Raw genomic sequence first — 20,552 nt, 5'->3', positions numbered from 1 at the left:
AACTACACGTCGTAGTAGATCCGCGCTAGCATCTACTACGAAACGTCGTAGATGGGTTGGGGAGGCCTTCGGGATGGACACCCTGGATCTGGCGCGCTGGCAGTTCGCGATCACCACCGTGTACCACTTCTTCTTCGTGCCGGTGACGATCTCGCTGGTCGCGATCACGGCCGGCCTGCAGACTGCGTGGTACCGCACGGGCAAGGAGAAGTACCTGCGGCTGACCAAGTTCTACGGGAAGCTGTTCCTGATCAACATCGCGATGGGCGTGGTCACCGGGCTGGTGCAGGAGTTCCAGTTCGGGATGAACTGGAGCGACTACTCGCGCTTCGTCGGGGACGTGTTCGGTGCGCCGCTCGCGCTCGAGGGCCTGCTCGCGTTCTTCCTCGAGTCGACGTTCATCGGCCTGTGGATCTTCGGGTGGGAGCGGCTGCCGAAGCTGGTCCACCTGGGCTGTATCTGGATGGTGGTGCTCGGCACGCAGTTGTCGGCGTACTTCATCCTCGCGGCCAACTCGTGGATGCAGAATCCGGTCGGCTTCCGCTACAACGCCGCTCGTGGGCGGGCGGAGCTGACGGATCTGTGGGCGGTGCTGACCAACAAGGTCGTGCTGGTGACGTTCCCGCACACGATCTTCGCCGCGTTCATGGTCGGCGGCGCGTTCGTCGCGGGGGTTGCGGTGTGGCACCTGGTACGGCGGCCCGACACGGACCGGGATGTGTTCCGGTCGGCGCTGAAGATCGGCGCCTCGGTGGTGCTCGTGGCCAGCGTGGGCGTCGCGATCAGCGGGGACCTGCAGGGCAAGGTGATGACCGAGGTGCAGCCGATGAAGATGGCCGCGGCCGAGGCGCTGTACGAGACCGAGAAGCCAGCGTCGTTCTCGGTGTTCACCGTCGGCACGCTGGACGGGTCCAAGGAGATCTTCTCGATCAAGATGCCGTACCTGCTGTCCTTCCTCGCCACCGGGCACTTCGGCGGTGAGGTGAAGGGGATCAACTCGCTGCAGGAGGCGTACGAGCAGCTGTACGGTCCCGGGTCGTACAAGCCGAACATCCCGCTGACGTACTGGACCTTCCGGTTGATGATCGGCGTCGGCATGGCGTCCGCAGCCGTCGCGCTCTGGCTGCTGTGGGTGACCCGCCGCGGCCGGGCGCCCAGCCACTGGCTGGTCTGGCTGGCGGCTCCGTTGCCGCTGCTGCCGCTGGTCGCGAACACGTTCGGCTGGATCTTCACCGAGACCGGGCGGCAGCCCTGGCTGGTGTTCGGGTTGTTGCCCACGGCATCAGGTGTGTCGCCCAGTACGACGAGCGGCGAGGTGATCACCTCCCTGGTCGGGTTCACCCTGCTGTACGGCGTACTCGCGATCGTCGAGACCAAGCTGCTGCTGCGGACCATCCGCGGCGGCCTGGCCGGGACCGACGACCCACCGGACACCGCGCCGGATCAGCCCGACAAACCGCTGTCGCTGGCGTACTGAGGGGCATCTGATGGAACTGACGACTGTGTGGTTCATCGCGATCGCGATGCTGTGGACCGGGTACTTCGTACTCGAGGGCTTCGACTTCGGAGTCGGGATGCTGTTCCGCGTGCTCGGCCGCAACGAGCCCGAACGACGGGCGGCGATCACCACGATCGGGCCGGTGTGGGACGGCAACGAGGTCTGGCTGATCATGGCCGGCGCGGCGACCTTCGCCGCGTTCCCGGAGTGGTACGCGACGCTGTTCAGCGGGTTCTACCTGCCGCTGTTCCTGATCCTCGTCGGCCTGATCGTCCGCGGTGTCGCGCTGGAGTACCGCGGCAAGCGCGACGACGCGGCCTGGCGCGGGCGGATGGATCTGATGATCACGATCGGCTCGCTGCTGCCGGCGCTGCTCTGGGGCGTTGCCTTCGGCAACATCGTGCGGGGCGTGCCGCTGGACGCCGGCCACGAGTACGTCGGCAGCTTCGGGATCCTGCTCAACCCGTTCGCGCTGCTCGGCGGTCTCACCTTCGTGGCGGTGTTCGTGACCCACGGAGCGATCTTCCTCGCGCTACGCACCACCGACGACCTGCGTGTGCGCGCCAACCGACTGGCCACCCGCACCGGTGGCGTCGCCGCGGTACTGACGATCGCCTTCCTGGCCTGGGCACAGGCGCTGCGGGGCGACACCGTCTCGGTCATCGTGACGATTGCCGCGGTGGTCGCGTTCGCCGGCGGCCTGGTGGCGAACCTCCTGCGCCGTGAGGGCTGGGCCTTCATCGGTACGACGTCGGCCATCGGACTGGCCGTGGTGTCGCTGTTCGTCGCACTGTTCCCGGACGTGATGCCGTCGACGCTCGATCCGGGGTCGACACTGACCGCGGTCAACGCGGCGTCCTCGTCGTACACGTTGAAGGTGATGACGATCATCACGGCGATCTTCCTGCCGTTGGTGATGCTCTACCAAGGTTGGACCTACTGGGTGTTCCGGAAGCGCGTGATGGTGGCGGCGTCGTGAAGCCGCTCGACCCGCGGTTGCTGCGGCGGGCCCGGGGCGCTCGGGTCTTCCTGGCGGCGTCGGTGCTCATCGGTGTGGCCAGCGGCGTGCTGATCGTCGTACAGGCTGTGCTGCTGGCGCACGGAATTGCAGGCGTCGTACTGCGGGGCAGTGTGGTCACCGATGTGGCCTGGGGGTTGGCGCTGGTGGTTGCGGGCCGGGCGTTGCTGGTCTGGGCGCAGGAGGTGGTCGCGCAGCGCGCTGCGGCGGCAGTGAAGTCGACGCTGCGGCGGCAGGTGCTGGAGCACTCGCTGAAGCTCGGGCCGGTCTGGCTGAGTGGTGAACGCAGCAGTGCGCTGACAACGCTGCTCACCAAGGGCCTTGACGATCTGGATCCGTACTTCGCCCGCTACCTGCCGCAGCTCGTCCTGGCATCGACAGTGCCGGCCGGCGTGATCGGCTGGATGGCGACGGGCGATCTGATCGCCGCTGGAACTGTGCTGGTCACGCTGCCGCTGATCCCGATCTTCATGGTGTTGATCGGTTGGGCGACGCAGGCGCATAGCCGGCGGCGCCAGCATGCGCTGGCTGTGCTGGCGCATCACTTCGCGGATGTGGTTGGTGGATTGACCACGCTGAAGCTGTTCGGTCGCGCGAAGGCCCAGGAGTCCGCCGTACGCCGGGTGACCGATCAGCACCGGACTGCGTCGATGAGTAGCTTGCGGTTGGCGTTCTTGTCGTCGTTCGCGTTGGAGTTGCTGGCCAGCCTCTCGGTGGCGCTGGTTGCCGTGGGCATCGGTCTCCGGCTCGTCGACGGGAAGCTGGGGCTGGAGACGGCGTTGATGGTGCTGATCCTGGCGCCGGAGGCGTATCTGCCGTTACGGCAGGTCGGTCAGCAGTTCCACGCCAGCGCGGACGGGGTGGCGGCCAGTGAAGAGGTGTTCCGGGTGCTGGAGACGCCGCTGCCGGTGCGTGGTGACCGGACCGATGTGCCTGATCTGCGCGTAAGTCCGCTGCAGATGTACGACGTGACCGTGCGGTACCCGGGGCGTGATGAGCCTGCGCTGGACGGGTTCGATCTGGAGCTGCGGCCCGGGGAGGTGGTCGCGCTGACTGGTCCGAGTGGTGCTGGGAAGTCGACTGCACTGGCGGTGCTGCTGGGGTTTGTGGAGCTGGAGCGTGGTGTGGTCGTGGCGGGTGGCAGTGCGGCCGATGAGTTCGACCCGGTGGCGTGGCGGCGGCAGTTCGCGTGGGTGCCGCAGCGACCGGGGCTGCGGTTGGGGACCGTCGCGGACAACGTGCGGTTGGGCCGCCCGGACGCGTCGGACGACGAGGTGCGGCTGGCGCTCTTCACTGCCGGAGCCGGTGAGCTGTCCTTGGACAAGGCGGTCGGGGAACAGGGCCAGCTCCTGTCCGGCGGCCAGCAACGCCGAGTCGCTCTAGCCCGCGCCCTGATCACCGACGCCTCCGTACTCCTCCTCGACGAACCCACCGCAGGCCTCGACCTAGACGCCGAGGCCGCGGTTGTCGCCGGTCTGCGTTCCAGCGGTCGCACAGTCCTGATGGTCGCGCACCGCCCCGCCCTGATCGCCGCCGCCGACCGAACAGTCAGCGTAGGAACTCAAGAGCTGGTGAACGCATGATCAGGCCGGACCGATCGACTGGCCCGGCGTGGTGGCAGCTGGTGCGGCCTGCAGCGGGTGTGCGGTGGCGGCTTGCGCTTGCGCTGGTGTTGGGCGCTGCGGCGGCGGGCTCGGCTGTGGCGTTGCTGGCTACTTCTGCGTGGTTGATTGCGGCTGCCTCGGCGCAGCCTCCAGTGCTGCTGCTGTTGGTGCCGATCGTCGCGGTGCGTGCGTTCGGCGTCGGGCGCGGCGTCTTCCGGTACGTCGAGCGGCTGGTCGGCCATGACGCGGCGTACCGGGTGCTGGGGGATACCCGCGCCCGCATCAGCGGCCGACTCGAGCAGATCGCACTAGGTGGACTGACCTCGCAGCGCCAAGGCGATCTGCTGGCTCGACTCGTGCTGGACGTGGATGCCGTCCTCGACCTCTGGCTGCGGGTACTCCTGCCAGTCGCGGTCGCAGCCGTCACATCCGCCGCGACGGTGGCCCTCCTCGCTCTCCTGCTCCCAACAGCCGGCGCAGCGGTCGCACTAGCAGTCCTGGTCGCCTGCACCGTCGTACCTTGGCTGACCGCGCGCACCGCCCAACGAGCCGAACGCAACATCACCGGCGCCCGCGGCGACGTGGCAGCCACCACCACCGAGACCCTGCTCACCGCAGCCGACGTAGTCGCCTACAACGCGATCGACGCAGTACTGAACGATTTCAGCTGCGACGACGCCCGCCTAGCAGCCGCCGAACGCCGCTCCGCCTGGAGCACCGGCCTCGGCAGCGCCCTCCTCGTCCTGTGCGTCGGCGGCGCCAGCGTGGCCGCCCTGCTCCTCGGCAGTACGGCGAACATCACCGGCGCAGTGTTCGCAGTACTGGTCCTCACCCCGCTCGCACTGGCCGACGTACTCGGCGGCATCCCCGCAGCCGCCCAACTAGCGATCCGGGTCCGAGCCGCCCTAACCCGGGTCCAGGATCTCGTCGACACCCCAGACCCAGTCACCGAACCAACCAACCCCCTGCCCCTTCCGACCGGACGCGACCTGCAAGTGAGGCTGCTACACGTCGGGTACGACGACACCGACGTACTGGACGGGCTCAGTCTGGACATGCCCGCCGGAAGCCGCGTGGTGATCACCGGTCCGAGCGGCTCGGGCAAGAGCACTCTGGCCGCGGTACTACTGCGGTTCCTTGAGCCGCGCGGGGGACAGGTGCTGCTGGACGGCGTGGACCTGACCAGGCTCGACGGCGACCAGGTCCGATCTGTCGTCGGCCTGCTGACCCAGGAGAGCCACGTCTTCGACACGAGCATCCGGGAGAACCTGCTCCTCGCAAAGCCGGGAACGAGCGACCTGCAGCTGTGGAAGGCGCTGTACCGGGCGCGTCTGGGGTTGTTCGTCGAGAAGCTGCCGGACGGCCTCGACACCATGGTCGGAGAGCACGGTGCCCGGCTCTCCGGTGGTGAGCGCCAGCGACTCGCGTTCGCGCGGCTCCTGCTCGCCGACCGCGCCGTACTCGTCCTGGACGAGCCGACCGAGCATCTGGACGAGGAGACCGGCCGGGCGTTGCTCGACGACCTGTTCGCGGCGGCGGGCGACCGGACCGTGGTCCTGCTCACGCATCGGCCTGAGCTGGTGCCCACTCACGTACCGCGACGACTGGTTTGCCTGACGTGACAAATGCGGGCGGCGGGCCGGGCGTCTGTCAAGATTGGGAATCGTGTTGACCCCACAGCTCGTCTCGCTCCTCACCGACCAGGCCCTGATCACGATCGTCGTGGCGATCGCGGTCGTCCTCGTCGTCGGTACCACCGGACTGGTCGTCGCCCGGCGGCGCCGTTCCGAGCTGCCTCCGGCCGCCAAGCCCGCTGCGGTGGAGGCGCCGGAGCCGAAGGTCGGTGAGGACGCCGAGGAACCCCGCGACACGCCGACCCGGACGCTGGAGGACGCCGAGCTGCCGGAGGCTGCGACCCCGACCCTGGAGAAGCCGGAGTCCGCGCAGGGCCGGCTGGTTCGGCTGCGGGCCCGCCTGGCTCGTTCCCAGGGCTCACTGGGCAAGGGTCTGCTCGCGCTGCTGTCCCGGGACAAGCTCGACGAGGAGGCGTGGGAGGACATCGAGACCACGCTGATCACCGCGGACGTCGGCGTCGCGCCGACGCAGGAGCTGGTCGAGAAGCTGCGCACGCGGATGCGCGTGGAGGGTGTCGGCGCCGCACAGGCCCGGGAGATCCTCCGCGAGGAGCTGGTGCAGCTGGTCGACCCGTCAATGGATCGGTCGCTGAAGGCGAGCCGCAAGGACGGCCGGCCCGCCGTCATGCTGATGGTCGGAGTGAACGGCACCGGCAAGACCACGACCGTCGGCCGGTTGGCCCGGGTGCTGATCGCGGAGGACAAGCGCGTCGTCCTCGGCGCCGCCGACACCTTCCGCGCGGCGGCCGCCGACCAGCTGCAGACCTGGGGCGAGCGCGTCGGCGCCCGGACCGTGCGGGGACCCGAGGGCGGCGACCCGGCCAGCATCGCGTTCGACGCGGTCAAGGAGGGCATTGCGGAGGAGGCGGACGTCGTACTGGTCGACACCGCCGGCCGCCTGCACACCAAGACCGGTCTGATGGACGAGCTCGGCAAGGTGAAGCGCGTCATCGAGAAGTCGGCCGAGGTCGACGAGGTGCTGCTGGTCATCGACGCCACCACCGGTCAGAACGGCCTCACCCAGGCCCGCGTGTTCGCAGAGGTCATCGACGTCACCGGACTGGTCCTGACCAAGCTGGACGGTACGGCGAAGGGCGGCATCGTGATCGCGGTGCAGCGCGAGCTCGGCGTACCGGTGAAGCTGGTCGGCCTCGGCGAGGGACCCGACGACCTGGCGCCGTTCGATCCGGAGCAGTTCGTCGACGCCCTGCTGGACTGATGTAGAGGACCAGGCAGCGGCTCCGTCTCCCGGGTAAAGGCGCTACGAGAAGGAGATGACATGACCAAGTTCATGCTGCTGATGAACATGGACGGCGGGAACTGCGAGACGCCGATGCTGGAGTGGGACGAGGCCGACATGAAGGCCCACATGGACCACCTCGGCCAGGGCATCGAAGAACTGCGGCAGAACGGCGAGCTGGTCGAGGTGATGGGCCTGACCTGGCCGTCGCACGCCAAGGTGGTCCGCGCCGCGAGCGTGACCGCGCCGGTGCTGACGGACGGTCCGTACGCCGAGTCGAAGGAGGTCCTGGCCGGCTACACGATGGTGGACGTCGAGTCGGAGGAGCGGGCCTACGAGATCGCGGCCTACCAGTCCGCCGCACCCGGACCTGGCGGCGTACCGCTCGAGCAACCGATCGAGGTCCGCCGGGTGATGGAGTCGGATGCCGATCTCCAAGACTTCTGACCCTGAGGGTCCGAGCGACGGCCTCGAGGATCTGCTGCGTGAACTGACGCCGCAGGTCCTCGGGGCCGTTGTGCGCTGGTCCGGTGACTTCGCTGCGGCCGAGGACGCAGTCCAGGAGGCGCTGCTCGCCGCAGCCACCACCTGGCCACGGGACGGCCGCCCGGACAAGCCGAAGGCCTGGCTGATCCAGACCGCCTCGCGGCGGCTGATCGACGAGGTGCGCCGGCAGCAGGCGCGGCGGCGTCGCGAGGAGCGGGCCGCGCTGCGGGAGGTGCCGGCCGCCGACGTCGAGGAACACGACGACACCCTCCGGCTGCTGTTCCTGTGCTGCCATCCCGTGCTCACACCGGCTTCGGCGATCGCGCTGACCCTGCGGGCGGTCGGCGGTCTGACGACGGCCGAGATCGCCACGGCGTACTTGGTGCCTGAGGCAACGATGGCGCAGCGGATCAGCCGGGCCAAGCAGAAGTTGAAGGGCGCCAGCTTCGAGCTGGACGCCGACCCCGAGCGGCTGCGCAACGTGTTGCACGTCCTGTACCTGATGTTCAACGAGGGCTACACGAGTACCAGCGGCCCGGAGCTGCACCGCAGCGATCTCTCCACCGAGGCGATCCGGCTGACCCGCGCCGTACGTGCTCAGCTGTCCGACGATGGGCAGGTGGCCGGACTGCTCGCCCTGATGCTGCTGACCGACGCCCGGCGCGTGGCGCGGACCGGCAAGGGTGGAGAGCTCATCCCGCTGGCAGAGCAGGACCGGTCGCTGTGGGACCGCAACCACATCGCCGAAGGCGTGGCGCTCGCGGTCGAAGCGTTCGACACGCCACCACTGGGCGAGTACCAGATCCAGGCCGCGATTGCCGCACTGCACGACGAGGTGGACCGCGCCGAGGACACCGACTGGCCGCAGATCCTCGCGCTGTACGGGCTCCTGGAGGATCTGTCCGGCAACCCGATGGTGAAACTCAACCGGGCGATCGCGGCCGCCATGGTGGACGGCCCCGACGCCGGTCTGAAGCTCCTCGAGCCACTGGACGACGAGCTGGCCGGGCACTACCGCCTGGACGCCACCCGCGGGCACCTCTACGAGATGCGCGGCGACGACGAGACCGCCGCCGGACACTTCCGTGCAGCGGCCCGCGGTACGACGAGCCTGCCCGAGCGGGACTACCTGATGACCAAGGCGGCCTCGCTCAGTTAGCTGTACTGCGCGAACGCCGCAGTGATGTCGTCGTCCGTTGCCAGCAGCAACCGAAGCAGCACCCGCGCCTTGTAGGGGTCGAGGAAACCGCCGTCGATCAGACCGCGCTGCAACAGATCGGTCTCCGAGCCGGGGGAGTGGTACGTGTTGCGGACCACCGAGCCGGCACCAGTGCGTGAGGTCAGGACGACCGGCATCCGGGCCGCCAGTTCGCCGAGCACCGGCGCCAGTGCGGCCGGCACGTGTCCGACGCCGTACCCGGCGAGGACCAGGCCGTGGTGCGTGTCGGCCAGTCCCTGCAGCAGCAGGCCGTCGTCGTCCATGGTGACCGTGTAGAGCGCCACCCTGAGGTTGTCGAGCTCGGCAGGCTCGGCACTGCCCTGGACGCCGTCCAGCCGGAGCGGACGAGTCAGGACGCGGACCTGGTCCTCGACGACATGACCGATCGGACCGGTGTTCGGTGACACGAACGTCGCCGTACTCGTGCTGTGCGTCTTGCGCACCCAGCGCGCCGCGTGGATCTCGTCCTTGAGGACGACCAGTGCGCCCAGGTCGCGGGCAGCGGGGGAGCAGGCGACCCGCAGTGCGGCCAGGAGGTTGGCCGGGCCGTCAGGACCGGCCAGGGTCGGGTTGCGCATCGCGCCGGTGAACACCAGCGGCTGCGGGTGCGGCCAGACCAGATCCGCGAGGAAGGCACTCTCCTCGAGGGTGTCGGTGCCCTGCGTGACCACTGCGCCCGCAGCACCTGCTGTGACTGCCTTCGAGGCGGCGTCGGCGACCTCGAGCACCTTGGCGGCGGTCAGGTTGGCACTGGGGATCTTCTCGATGTCCTGGATCTCCACCGGGTGGCCCAGCTCGGCCAGACCGGGCATCGCGGCGGTGAGGTCGTCACCGGTCAGGCGATGGCTGCCGGCCATCGAGATCGTTCCACCCAACGTGAACAACGCGACGCTCACTACGAGTCTCCTGTCATGTGGTGCGGGCTCTGACGTGCATCCGCTCCCCTTGCGGGCCGTAAAGACATAGCACCTCGGTCGGTCCAGGACCGGGATTGGCGAACCAGTGCGGCACCCGGCAGTCGAACTCGGCCACCTCGCCTTCCTTCAGCACGAAGTCCTGGTCGCCGAGCCTCAGCCTGACCTGTCCGGACAGCACATAGAGCCAGTCGTAGCCCTCGTGCGTCTTCTGCGTCATGTCATTGCCCGGATACCCCTCCGGCAGGATCTGCTTGAACGCCTGCAGCCCGCCCGGCCGCCGGCTCAGTGGGATGTGCACCGTGCCGTGGCGCTTGATCGGCTTGGCGTAGATCCGCGGGTCCCCGGTCGGCGGTGCGTCGACCAGCTCGTCCAGCTGCACCTGGTGCGCCCGCGCGAGCGGCAGCAGCAGCTCCAGCGTCGGCCGCCGTTGACCGGACTCCAGCCGGGACAGGGTGCTGACCGAGATACCCGTCGCCTCGGACAGCTGAGCCAGTGTCGTCCCGCGCTCGACCCGCAGACCCCGCAGTCGCGGTCCGACCGACTCGAGCACGTCCTCGTCGTTTGCCATAGCGGCAACAATACTTGTCGAAAATGAAAACCACGACGGATCCTCGAGACATACCCGAGCAGAGGAGTCCCGAGATGACGAAGTACGACGTGGTGGTGATCGGTGGCGGCGCCGCCGGGCTGAGTGGTGCGTTGGCCCTGGTCCGGTCGCGCCGGTCGGTGCTGGTAGTGGACGACGGTACGCCGCGCAACGCGCCCGCGGACGGCGTGCACAACTTCCTGACCCGCGACGGCACGCCGCCGGGCGAGATCTACGCGCTCGGCCGCCAGGAGGTGATCGGGTACGGCGGTGAGTTCGCCGATGGGACCGTCACGACGGCGCGGCAGGACGACGACGGTTTCACGGTCGAGCTGGCCGACGGTACGACGTACCGCAGCCGGCGACTGCTGGTGACGACCGGGCTGACCGACGTACTGCCCGACGTACCCGGACTGGCCGAGCGGTGGGGCAAGGACGTGATCCACTGCCCGTACTGCCACGGCTGGGAGGTGCGGGACCAGGCCATCGGCGTACTGGCGACCAGCTCGATGGCGCTGCACCAGGTGCAGCTGTTCCGGCAGCTGAGTGCCGACGTGACCCTGTTCCTGCACACCGCGCCGGAGCCGACCGATGAACAGTGGGAGGACCTGGCTGCGCGTGGAATCTCCGTAGTACAGGGGAAGGTCGAGCAGATCGAGGTGACCGACGACCGGATCACCGGTGTGCGGCTGGAGGGCGGCACGGTCGTTCCGCGGCAGGCGCTGGCGGTCCAGACCACGGTGCGCGCCCGGGCCGGCTTCCTGGCCGATCTGGGGCTGGAGCCGACGCTCATCGAGAACAACGGCGTAGAGATCGGTACCGCGGTCCAGGTCGACGGAATGGGTGCCACAGAGGTGCCTGGCGTCTTCGCGGCGGGCAACGTCACCAATCCGATGGCACAGGTGATGCCCTCCGCGGCGGCCGGACTGATGGCGGGCGCAGGTATCAACTTCGACCTGATCACCGAAGAGACCCGTCAGGCAGTGGCAGTGCGCAGTAGTTGAGGAGTTGAATGGAGCCGGGAGGGTGGATGCGCGACACGGTCGACCCGGATTTCGCCTCGTTCGTGGATGCACGGCAAGGCAGATGGCTCCGTACGGCGTACCTGGTGTACGGCGACCTGGCACGAGCCGAGAAGGTGCTTCTGCGCGCCTTCACGCAGCTGTCGATGCAGTGGACGAGGGTGGACGACCCCGACGCGTTCGTGCAGCGGACGCTGTACCTGCCGGCGCTGAAGCCGTGGAACCGGACGCCGGCGTTCCCGGACGAGGACGACCAGGTGAAGGCCGCACTGGGCGAACTGACGCCCGCGCAGCGCACGGTGTTCGTCCTGCTGCACGTGGAGGAGCTCACCGAGTTCGAGGTGGCCGATCTGCTCGGGATGACGCACACCGCCGTCCACGCGCACGGTCTGACCGCGTTCGGCCGGTTCCGTACGGCGCTCGGCGCGGGGGACTGGCGTGATGCCCCATGAGGCGGGAAGACATCCAGCCGCTGCTGCGCGAGACCGTCGACCTGCTGCCCGAGCCGGATATGGCCGATGCGGCGTGGGCTGCGGGGCTGACGGTACGACGTCGCCGGCGACGGATCGTCGTGGTCAGCCTGCTCCTCGTGCTGGTCGCACTGCTCGTCGTGTCGATCTCGATCGAGGTGGGCTCCAACGGCAAGGCTGACCTCACCCCGCCGATCAAGCTGCCCACCAACCTGCCCGGCTACGTCGCACCGGCCGGGCAGATCTCCGGAGTCGACTTCTGGATCGCGCCACCGCCTGGCAGCGAGCGGTTCCTCGAGCGGCTCGAGACTCAGCTCGGGGATCGCCTGGAGCTACCGGACAAGGTCCACGCGCTGTCCAGCAACAAGCTCGGCAGCATCGCCGCTGTGGTGCTGGTGAAGAACGGCGATGCCTACGAGCCGCTGCTGCTCGGCCATGACTCGTCGTGGTCGCAGGCCGCGGTCGAGTTGGTGAGTGTCGACGGCACCCCGCCGTTGAGCCCGGGCGCGGTGTCGCACGACGGCAGGCTGGCCGCTTTCGTCCAGCCCGGAGAACTGGTCGTCGTCAACGCATCGACGGCCGAGATCTCGCAGTACCGCCTGCCCGTCGGAGACTTCCGGAGCGTGTCCTGGCTCGCGGATGCGCAGCACATCCTCGTCAGTGGGCCTGGCATCGCGTACCGGGTGCTGCTCGGGGAAGGCGGGGACGGCGAGCCGCCTCTGGTCCGGATCGAGGGCTCGAACGACCCGGAGGCGGTCACCGCGCCGTTCCGCATCCAGACCGGCTCCGTGATGCGCTACGTGGACAACGGCCAGTGGACGGAAGAGACCACCCTGACGCTCCCCGTCCAGTCGTGGGTGGGGCAGACGTTCTCGTCCGACGGTGGCGGCGTCGCCCGGCTGTTCATCGCCGGCAAGCTTCCGCAGGTCCCGACGCTTCGCTCGCAGCCACAGGGCGTCGCGGTGATGTCGACCTTCCGGGCGGTGCCTGGAAGGCTCCTCATCCTGGGCGAACCTCGCACCGATTCCGGGCGGACACCGCCCTCCCCTGGGGATCCCGGGGATGTGCGGGAGCCGGGTTGTTGCGCAGTGCTGGGCTGGTACGACGAGCAGAATGTGCTGGTGCAGGTCCGAGGCTGGGTCTTGGCCTGGGACCTGTATTCAGGAGGGGTCCGGCGGGTTACCGAACTCGCTGTAGGCGAAGTCGCTCTCGGACCGGGGCTGCGGCCATGAGCCGCTCCAGTCCTCGAGGATGGCCCGCAGGGTGACGTCGGCCAGGCGCTCGGCGTCTTCCGGCGGTGGCATCGGCTGCCCGGTCAGCGCCCGGACAACGAACACACCTGCCATCCACTCCACCATCAAGACGGGATCCGCGGTGCTGCGGACCCGTTCTCCCCGGGATCTGGCCCGGTCCAGTGCGTCCTCGGTCAGTTCGATCCGCCGGTCCAGGACGTTCCGGTAGATCTGCGCGGACCGCTGGTCACGGTTCGCCTCGGCGACAGCCAGGCGAATCACTGCAAGTCCCCTTTCTGAGTTGGCGAACAACAAGGCCGTCCGGTACACCTCGAGCAGGTCGCCGGCGATCGAGCCGGTGTCGGCGTCCGGTATCTCCAGGTTGAACAGGTCGGCCATCGCGTCGTTGGCGAGCAGCTCCTTGCTGGCCCACCGCCGGTAGATCGTCGCTTTGCCGACCCCCGCGGCCTCGGCGACGTCGTCCACCGTCATTCCGTCGAATCCCCGCTCCAGTAGCAGCTGCACGGCGTAGCGGCGGATCCTCGGTTCCGCCTCCGGGTCCCGTGGTCTGCCACGGCGCGGCCTCACCCCGTAAATGGGCTCCATTTCTTTGTCCCCAGCTAGGACGGGTGCAGTGGCGCGCTGCGGGCCCGTGTGGTCCAGGCCAGAGTGCCACAAGTTGGCCCGTGGTGAGGCATGTCACCTCGATGTCACCTGGGAGCCCGCTTTGTCACATGCCTGAAACAAACGGACCGATCGGCTGAAACGGCGCGCCGACACCGTTTGCGGTGTGGCTGGGCGCGGGCTCCCCGGCGTTGTGGAGTTCTCCCGACTGAGGACGTCGGCCACCCCCCTGTATCGATGGAAGGGATGACGTTGATGGAGATCAACGCCGGCGATACCGCCTGGGTCTTGGCAAGCGCCGCCCTGGTGATGCTGATGACACCGGGCCTGGCTTTCTTCTACGGCGGCATGGTGCGCGTGAAGAGCGTGCTGAACATGATGATGATGAGCTTCATCACCATCGCCGTCGTCACCATCCTCTGGGTGGTGGTCGGCTACTCGCTGACGTTCGCCGGTGACACCGGGCACGTGATCGGGGACTTCTCCGAGGTGGGCCTGAAGGGCCTGCTCGCACCGGAGGCGGTGAGCGGGACGACGCCCACGCTCGCCTTCGTCGCCTTCCAGCTGATGTTCGCGATCATCACCCCCGCGCTGATCTCCGGCGCGATCGCCGACCGGGCGACGTTCCGGGGCTGGATCGCGTTCGTGGTCGGCTGGACGCTGCTGGTGTACTTCCCGGTCGCGCACTCGGTCTGGTTCCTGGACGACGGCAACGGTGGCTGGATCGGTGACAAGCTCAAAGCGGTCGACTTCGCCGGTGGTACTGCGGTCCACCTGAACGCAGGTGCCGCCGCGCTCGCGCTGGCGATCGTGCTCGGTAAGCGGGTCGGCTGGAAGAAGGACCCGATGCGGCCGCACAGCCTGCCGCTGGTCCTGCTCGGCGCCGGTCTACTGTGGTTCGGCTGGTTCGGGTTCAACGCCGGCTCCGCGCTGAGCGCGGGTACCACCGCCGCCGTCACCTTCGTGAACACGCAGGCCGCCACCGCCGCGGCCGTGATCGGCTGGCTGATCGTCGAGCGGCTCACGCACGGCAAGGCCACCACGCTGGGTATGGCGTCCGGTGCGGTCGCCGGTCTGGTCGCGATCACACCGTCCTGTGGTGCGGTCACCCCGCTCGGCGCGCTCGCTGTTGGTCTGCTGGCCGGTGGCATCTGCGCCTTCGCGGTCTCGCTGAAGTACAAGCTCGGCTTCGACGACTCCCTCGACGTGGTCGGCGTGCACTTCGTCGGCGGCCTGTTCGGCTCGCTGGCGATCGGCCTGTTCGGTTCGGCGGCGGCACCGTCGGCCGTGGACGGTTTGTTCTACGGTGGTGGTGTCACGCAGCTCGGCCGGCAGGCGGTGGCCAACGTGGTGGTCGCGATCTACTCCTTCTCGGTCGCCTTCATCCTGGGCAAGGTGATCGACAAGACGATCGGCTTCCGGCTCAAGGAGGACGACGAGGTCACCGGTGTCGACCAGGTCGAGCACGCGGAGACGGCGTACGACTATCTCGGTTCGTCCGGTCTGCGTGGGGCGCTGTCGTCCCGCCCGGCGCCGGCGGCGGCGGAAGCCGGGTCGGACAATGGCACCACTGAGGCCTCGGAGAAGGAAGGTGTCAAGGCATGAAGCTGGTCACCGCGGTGGTCAAGCCGCACAAGCTGGACGACGTCCGGGCCGCGCTGGAGACGTTCGGTGTCACCGGTATGACGGTCACCGAGGCGAGCGGCTACGGCCGGCAGAAGGGCCACACCGAGGTCTACCGCGGCGCCGAGTACGAGGTGGACCTGGTGCCGAAGGTCCGGCTCGAGGTGGTCGTCGAGGACGGTGACAGCGCCGACGTGGTCGACGTCATCCTGAAGGCGGCGCAGACCGGCAAGATCGGTGATGGCAAGGTGTGGGTCACCCCGGTCGAGACGATCGTCCGGGTCCGGACCGGCGAGCTGGACGGAGACGCCCTCTAGATGGTGGACCGAGCAGAGCAGCGGCGCGTCCGTGCCGAGGAGGCCGACGCGCTGCTGTACCTGCTCCTCTCCAAGGCCTGTGACGCCCTCGGTGTACCTACCGAGGGCGTCGCGCTGGTCGCGGTCGGCGGCTACGGCCGGGAGGAGCTGTCGCCGTACAGCGATCTCGACGTGATGCTCGTGCACGTCGAGGGGTACCCACGGGTGGACGAGCTGGCTGCACAGATCTGGTACCCGCTGTGGGATTCGCGGACCAAGCTGGACCACAGCGTCCGCACGCTGGCCGAGGCACGCCAGGCCGCCGCAGCGGACGACCGGGTCGCGTTGGGTCTGCTGGACGCGCGGCATGTGGCAGGCGACTCGCATCTGACGCTGCAGTTGCGATCCGTGCTGATGGCGGACTGGCGGCGTACTGCGCGTTCCCGGCTGCCCGGACTGGCGCAGGCGTGCCGTGACCGGGCGTCGACGGTCGGAGAGCTCGCCCATCTCGCGGAGCCCGACCTCAAGGAGGCGTATGGCGGTCTGCGCGATGCCGTCGTACTGCGTGCGCTGGTGGCGTCGTGGTTGATCGACGTACCGCATCCGGTGCTGGAGCGGGCGCGGCGCGATCTGCTCGAGGTTCGCGACGTACTGCATGAGGTGGCGGGACGGGCGACGGATCGGTTGGTGGCTGACCTGGCGGGTGAGGTGGCCGCCGGACTCGGTCTGTCGGGGCGGGACGAGTTGTTGCGGCACGTGTACGCGACGGGCCGCACGCTGGCGCATGTGTGCGATGTGTCCTGGCGACGCGTCGAGAGCTTGATGACCAAGCCGCCGCGGTCCCGGCGCCGGCAGCGGAGCGGTGGACCTCTGCTGCTCGCACTCGACGAGGGCGTGGGGCAGCACGAGGGTGAGGTCGTGCTGATGCCCGATGCGCGACCGGAGCGGGACCCTGTGCTCGGTCTGCGCGCTGCTGCGGTCGCTGCGGATCGTGAGCTTGTTCTGTCGCCTGCTGTCTGTGCGCGGTTGGCCGCGTCGGCTGCTGACTTGCCGGACCCGTGGCCGAGGGAGGGGCTGCGTTTGCTCTGCGCCCTGCTCGGTGCGGGGAGCGGATTGCTCGAAGTGTGGGAGGCCTTGGACCAGGCCGGCTACATCTCGCGGATCCTGCCCGAGTGGGATTCGGTGCGGTTCCGGCCGCCGCAGTCGGCGATCCACCGGTTCACTGTCGACCGGCACCTGCTGGAGACGTGTGTCGAGGCCTCGGCGATGGTCCGCGACGTACGGCGACCTGACCTTCTGCTGGTCGCCGCGCTGCTGCACGACCTGGGCAAGGCAGTCGACGGCGATCACAGCGTCACCGGCGCGGTCATTGCTGCGAAGGTGGCGCGGCGCATCGGGTTCAGCGACGCGGACTCGGACACCATCACTCTGCTCGTCCGGCAGCACCTGATGCTCGCTCAGGTCGCCACCCGGCGCGACCTGGACGACCCGATGACCGTGGACATGGTGGCCGGCATCGTCCGCAGCACCGAGACGCTGGACCTGCTGGAGGCGCTGACGTACGCCGATGCGCGGGCAGCCGGTCCGGCGGCGTCTTCACCGTGGCGGATGCGGTTGGTGGGTGAGCTGTGCCGCCGGGTGCGTGGTGAGCTGTCCGGTGGCGGCGAGAGCATGTGGACCGAGGCGCCGCCCGTTCCAGTGCCGGTGCTGCACCAGGTGGTCGGTGTGGGCCGGCTTGGCCTCACTGTCTCCGATCACCACGGCGATCTCCGCATCAACGTCGCCGTACCCGACCAGGTCGGCACGCTGTCCACAGTTGCCGCCGTACTCGCGGTAGAGCGGCTGGCCGTGCGGTCCGCAGTCATCACGTCGGTAGAAGGCCTTGGCATCTCACAGTGGACCGTCGCCGGGTCAGCGCCCGATCCGGTCCGGTTGCGGGACCGGCTCGCGGTGGCGCTGCGCGACGACGCCGACGTCGTACGACGACTGACCGCGCGGGATGCGTCCGCGGCACGTGCTCGCGTTGCGAGTCGAGTCGACCTCCTGCCGGAAGCATCCGAGACGGCCACCGTGCTGCAGGTGCGAGCGCATGACCGTCCAGGCCTGCTGTACGACGTCACTGCGGCGATTGCGGCCACTGGCGCGGACATCCGGTCGGCGCACGTCAGCACGCTCGGTGCAGAATGCGTGGACGTCTTCTACCTGACCGATCGCGACGGAGCGCCGCTCGAACCAGAGGACGCGCGAACGACGGCGAAGTCTGTCCTGGATCGTCTGACGTTCTAGTCTCAGCGCTGTGCATGTCGTAGAGGCTTTACAGCGCCAAGCCGTCGCCTGCGAGGACCTGGGGTCCCCGATGTACGCCGAACTGCTCCGGCTGATCGTGGACGACTACGAGGTCGGCGGCGTGTCCGTCGGAGTACTGGAGGGGTACGAGGACCGTTCGTTCGGCGAGGCGATCGGTCTGCGGTTGCTGGGCGCCGCACACGGTCTGGTGCTGTCCGGCACGGTGCCTGAGCTGGCGGCGTTCTACCCGAGTGTCGGCGGGACGTGGGACCCGGTGCTCGGCTGGGAGGCCTTCGAGCAGGTGCTGCAGTCGCGGGTGGTGGAGGTCCGCTCGCTGCTGACCCAGCCGCCCCAGACGAACGAGGTCGGCCGATCGGCTGCCCTGTACGGCGGTCTGCTGCAGCTGGTCGACGCCGTGCCGTTGCCGGTGCGGTTGTTCGAGATCGGTGCATCGGCTGGGCTGAATCTGCGGGCAGACCGGTACCGGTACGTCGCGGACGGGACGTCGTACGGGCCGGAGGACAGCCCGGTCGTGTTCTCCTCGGCCTGGTCGGGACAGGTGCCTGCTGCGGACCTGCGGATCGTCGAACGGGTGGGATGCGACATCGCGCCGGTCAACCCGCTGACTGCCGACGGTGCCTTGACGCTGACGTCGTACGTCTGGCCGGACATGGCGGATCGCCTGGAGCGGTTGCGGGGCGCGTTGACGGTCGCGCAAGAGGTGCCGGCCGACGTACGCCCGGAGGACGCCGTCGCGTTCCTGCGCGCACTGGAGCTGTCCGAGGGCCACGTGACCGTCGTGTGGCACTCGATCATGTGGCAGTACTTGCGCAGGCCGGACCGAGCCGCGATCGAGGCTCGGCTGGACGAACTCGGCGCGCAGGCCACCGAGTCCGCACCTCTCGCGCACCTGAGCCTCGAGCCGCACCACGTGATCAGTCACAGCCGGGCCACGGACGGCTGGGAGTACCGCGTTGACCTGCGTACCTGGCCTGGGGGAGTTGTGCAGACGCTCGGTACCGCCGCACCGCACGGCCAGGAGCTTGTCTGGGGGACTAGCTGAGCGCCGCGACCAGGGTGTCGGTGAGCTCGGCCGCGTAGACCCCGTCGGGGTCGAGGTCCGGGTCGAAGATGCCGATGTCGATGCCGGCGCACTTGGGCGACGCGAGCAGCGGCCGCAGGAGCGCCCGCAGTTGCTGATGGTCGATCCCACCCGGATCCGGGCTGTCGACCGCGGGCATGATCGCCGCGTCCAGGATGTCCACGTCCAGATGGACCCAGAACCCGTCCAGCTCGTCCCGCACGAGATGCTCCAACGTCCCTTGCGCCGCCGCGGCCGGATCCGCCGCGATCGTCAACGCCGGCCACACCGGAATCCCGGCGCGCTCCACATCCTCGACGTACTCGTCGTCCTCGCGAATCCCGAGCAGCACCGCGTCGGTGTCCCGCGTGTACGGCTCAAGCCCTTCAAGATCGGTCAGATCCGCCTGCCCGCGCCCAGTGACCAACGCCAGCGCCTCACCACCCGCGGCCCCGACGTACGGCGAGTTGTCCACCGTCCGGAAGTCCGAGTGCCCGTCCAGATACACCACGCCGTACCGCCCCAGCCGCTTCAACCCCAACGCCGGCCCGAGCAGGTTGCTGCACTCTCCACCCAGCAACACCACGAACTTCCCTTGCTGGACGAACCCCGCCACCCGATCCGCGACCTTGAGCGTGTACGCCGCCATCGCCTCCGCGTTGAACACGCCGTCGCCGGGCTTCCACCCACCCCGGTCGTACCGTGGCGGCGTCACCGATCCGCCGTCCTCCGCCCCGATCCGCCCCACGAACCCCAGATCCCGCACCGCCCCCGCCAACTTGTAACACCCCGGCACCGACCCCACCACCGGCGGCCGCAACCCCAAGTTAGAAGTCCCATCCACCACAACCCGCACAGCAAGCTCCTAACCTATAGCCACCACCCAACCGGTTAGATCCTCGACGGCCGACCCCCACCTGTCAATCACCTTGCGTGACGCGGTTGAGAACCGTCGCCAGGGCGCGCGCCTGCCGCCGAGGGGTGGCTGTCGGATGCCTCGTCAGCTCCTCACGCAGGAGCGGCTGATGGATCCCGATCGCACCGGTGTCTTGATCGAAGCCGCCACGTCCGCTCGTCTCGTACAGCTCGCGGTTCCAGCGATCGAAGCCGGTCGGCCGGAGCTGTCGCGCCAGGTCGTACAGCCGCGTGAACTCGCGGTACGTCGGCGAGTTCTCGGAAACGCGCTCAGCGGACTCAGGCATCGGAGGGAGGGAAGGGGCTGTCGGTCAGCGGGAACGGTGGTTTGCGATCCAGTTCTCCATGGACTTGAGATCCTCAGTCAGCGCCCGGATGTCATCCTCCTCGTCCGCTGAGGCCCGATCGGCGAGTTCCCAGATCCTGCGGCGGCCGTCTTCCAGCATCGCGATCTGTTCGTCCGTCGTGCCCTTCGGCGGATAGACAGCGATGTGGATCTGCACTGCCTCGCGGTACAGGTCGCTCCGCTCGGGTGGCGGCGGTGGCGGCTCGGCGAGGTCGTTGACGAGATGGCCGGTCCAGGTGCGGTCGTGTTCTGAGGCGTCGGCCGGTACGAGGGCTCGCAGCTTGTCCTGTTCGGCTGCGAGGTCCGCAGGCTGGGCGCTGCGATGCACTCGGTCGTACGCCCGGTTGAGCGCCATGTTGAAGGCTGGGATGTCGAGGGGCATGGCGATCACGGTAGCGAGAAAGAGTCTCGTGCTGCCGGAGTTATCCACAGGTTGTGGGGCCGGTAGACTCGGG

The 20,552-nt window shown here is 68.7% G+C and carries 20 protein-coding genes; 14 read left to right on the top strand and 6 right to left on the bottom strand.

The features are described from left to right. The first annotated feature begins 73 nt into the window (after positions 1-73). Genes OHA18_RS00695 through OHA18_RS00665 form a run of 7 tightly spaced genes read left to right on the top strand, consistent with a single transcriptional unit; the run spans position 74 to position 8,639 of the window. Positions 74-1,477, top strand: a complete 1,404-nt coding sequence (locus OHA18_RS00695) for a cytochrome ubiquinol oxidase subunit I (RefSeq protein WP_329001449.1) — start codon at positions 74-76, stop codon at positions 1,475-1,477. Positions 1,478-1,487: 10 nt separating this feature from the next. Further along, positions 1,488-2,477 (top strand): cytochrome d ubiquinol oxidase subunit II, encoded by a 990-nt coding sequence (gene cydB / locus OHA18_RS00690; protein ID WP_329001448.1) that lies wholly within the window; start codon positions 1,488-1,490, stop codon positions 2,475-2,477. Continuing rightward, on the top strand, positions 2,474-4,099 hold the full coding sequence (cydD, locus tag OHA18_RS00685) for a thiol reductant ABC exporter subunit CydD (RefSeq protein WP_329001447.1): 1,626 nt from the start codon (positions 2,474-2,476) through the stop codon (positions 4,097-4,099). The genes cydB and cydD overlap by 4 nt, the downstream gene beginning before the upstream one ends. Continuing rightward, a complete protein-coding gene (gene cydC, locus OHA18_RS00680) occupies positions 4,096-5,742 on the top strand; it encodes a thiol reductant ABC exporter subunit CydC (RefSeq protein ID WP_329001446.1) in 1,647 nt (548 codons plus the stop codon). Before cydD ends, cydC begins: the two co-directional genes overlap by 4 nt. Before the next feature lie 43 nt (positions 5,743-5,785). Next, positions 5,786-6,973, top strand: coding sequence for a signal recognition particle-docking protein FtsY (gene ftsY, locus OHA18_RS00675; RefSeq protein ID WP_329001445.1), 1,188 nt, complete (start codon positions 5,786-5,788; stop codon positions 6,971-6,973). Between the two features lie 60 nt (positions 6,974-7,033). Continuing rightward, positions 7,034-7,441, top strand: a complete 408-nt coding sequence (locus OHA18_RS00670; protein WP_329001443.1) for a YciI family protein — start codon at positions 7,034-7,036, stop codon at positions 7,439-7,441. Further along, positions 7,419-8,639, top strand: coding sequence for an RNA polymerase sigma factor (locus OHA18_RS00665; protein ID WP_329001442.1), 1,221 nt, complete (start codon positions 7,419-7,421; stop codon positions 8,637-8,639). Before OHA18_RS00670 ends, OHA18_RS00665 begins: the two co-directional genes overlap by 23 nt. Here OHA18_RS00665 and OHA18_RS00660 read toward each other — a convergent pair. Both OHA18_RS00660 and OHA18_RS00655 read right to left on the bottom strand, forming a co-directional pair. Next, a complete protein-coding gene (locus OHA18_RS00660; RefSeq protein ID WP_329001440.1) occupies positions 8,636-9,595 on the bottom strand; it encodes an asparaginase in 960 nt (319 codons plus the stop codon). The genes OHA18_RS00665 and OHA18_RS00660 overlap by 4 nt on opposite strands. Positions 9,596-9,608: 13 nt before the next feature. Continuing rightward, complete coding sequence (locus tag OHA18_RS00655) at positions 9,609-10,184, bottom strand: helix-turn-helix domain-containing protein (protein ID WP_329001438.1); 576 nt, start codon at positions 10,182-10,184, stop codon at positions 9,609-9,611. Positions 10,185-10,258: 74 nt separating this feature from the next. Here OHA18_RS00655 and OHA18_RS00650 point away from each other — a divergent pair, with 74 nt between their 5' ends. From OHA18_RS00650 to OHA18_RS00640, 3 genes are read left to right on the top strand one after another with little or no spacing between them, the layout of a single operon-like run. Then, positions 10,259-11,206 carry an NAD(P)/FAD-dependent oxidoreductase gene (locus OHA18_RS00650; protein ID WP_329001436.1) on the top strand — a complete coding sequence of 316 codons (948 nt, stop codon included), beginning with the start codon at positions 10,259-10,261 and terminating at the stop codon, positions 11,204-11,206. Between the two features lie 26 nt (positions 11,207-11,232). Continuing rightward, positions 11,233-11,676 carry a sigma factor-like helix-turn-helix DNA-binding protein gene (locus OHA18_RS00645; RefSeq protein WP_329001435.1) on the top strand — a complete coding sequence of 148 codons (444 nt, stop codon included), beginning with the start codon at positions 11,233-11,235 and terminating at the stop codon, positions 11,674-11,676. Beyond that, positions 11,673-12,926, top strand: coding sequence for a hypothetical protein (locus OHA18_RS00640; protein ID WP_329001434.1), 1,254 nt, complete (start codon positions 11,673-11,675; stop codon positions 12,924-12,926). The genes OHA18_RS00645 and OHA18_RS00640 overlap by 4 nt, the downstream gene beginning before the upstream one ends. On the opposite strand, the gene OHA18_RS00635 is transcribed toward OHA18_RS00640, so the two are convergent. Then, positions 12,855-13,451, bottom strand: coding sequence for a TetR/AcrR family transcriptional regulator (locus OHA18_RS00635; protein WP_329001433.1), 597 nt, complete (start codon positions 13,449-13,451; stop codon positions 12,855-12,857). The two genes, OHA18_RS00640 and OHA18_RS00635, sit on opposite strands and share 72 nt — an antisense overlap. Positions 13,452-13,796: 345 nt before the next feature. On the opposite strand from OHA18_RS00635, the gene OHA18_RS00630 reads away from it, so the two are divergent. From OHA18_RS00630 to OHA18_RS00615, 4 genes are read left to right on the top strand one after another with little or no spacing between them, the layout of a single operon-like run. Further along, positions 13,797-15,155 (top strand): ammonium transporter, encoded by a 1,359-nt coding sequence (locus tag OHA18_RS00630; RefSeq protein ID WP_442914365.1) that lies wholly within the window; start codon positions 13,797-13,799, stop codon positions 15,153-15,155. Beyond that, positions 15,152-15,490: a P-II family nitrogen regulator gene (locus OHA18_RS00625; RefSeq protein WP_329001431.1), complete on the top strand. Its 339-nt coding sequence runs from the start codon at positions 15,152-15,154 to the stop codon at positions 15,488-15,490. Before OHA18_RS00630 ends, OHA18_RS00625 begins: the two co-directional genes overlap by 4 nt. Further along, positions 15,491-17,755, top strand: coding sequence for a [protein-PII] uridylyltransferase (locus OHA18_RS00620; protein WP_329001429.1), 2,265 nt, complete (start codon positions 15,491-15,493; stop codon positions 17,753-17,755). A 10-nt stretch (positions 17,756-17,765) separates the two neighbouring features. Further along, positions 17,766-18,818: a DUF2332 domain-containing protein gene (locus OHA18_RS00615; protein WP_329001428.1), complete on the top strand. Its 1,053-nt coding sequence runs from the start codon at positions 17,766-17,768 to the stop codon at positions 18,816-18,818. Here the strand turns inward: OHA18_RS00615 and OHA18_RS00610 are convergent. From OHA18_RS00610 to OHA18_RS00600, 3 genes are all read right to left on the bottom strand, one after another. Next, positions 18,811-19,602: an arginase family protein gene (locus OHA18_RS00610; protein WP_329001427.1), complete on the bottom strand. Its 792-nt coding sequence runs from the start codon at positions 19,600-19,602 to the stop codon at positions 18,811-18,813. The genes OHA18_RS00615 and OHA18_RS00610 overlap by 8 nt on opposite strands. Before the next feature lie 154 nt (positions 19,603-19,756). Next, the gene (locus OHA18_RS00605) at positions 19,757-20,038 is read right to left on the bottom strand and encodes a hypothetical protein (protein WP_329001426.1); all 282 of its coding nucleotides are present in this window, start codon (positions 20,036-20,038) and stop codon (positions 19,757-19,759) included. A 24-nt stretch (positions 20,039-20,062) separates the two neighbouring features. Next, positions 20,063-20,479: a hypothetical protein gene (locus OHA18_RS00600; RefSeq protein WP_329001425.1), complete on the bottom strand. Its 417-nt coding sequence runs from the start codon at positions 20,477-20,479 to the stop codon at positions 20,063-20,065. Positions 20,480-20,552 lie beyond the last annotated feature (73 nt).

It is taken from the genome of Kribbella sp. NBC_00709 (genome assembly GCF_036226565.1).
Classification (GTDB): domain Bacteria; phylum Actinomycetota; class Actinomycetes; order Propionibacteriales; family Kribbellaceae; genus Kribbella.
This window is presented reverse-complemented; position numbering and strand designations above follow the sequence as displayed.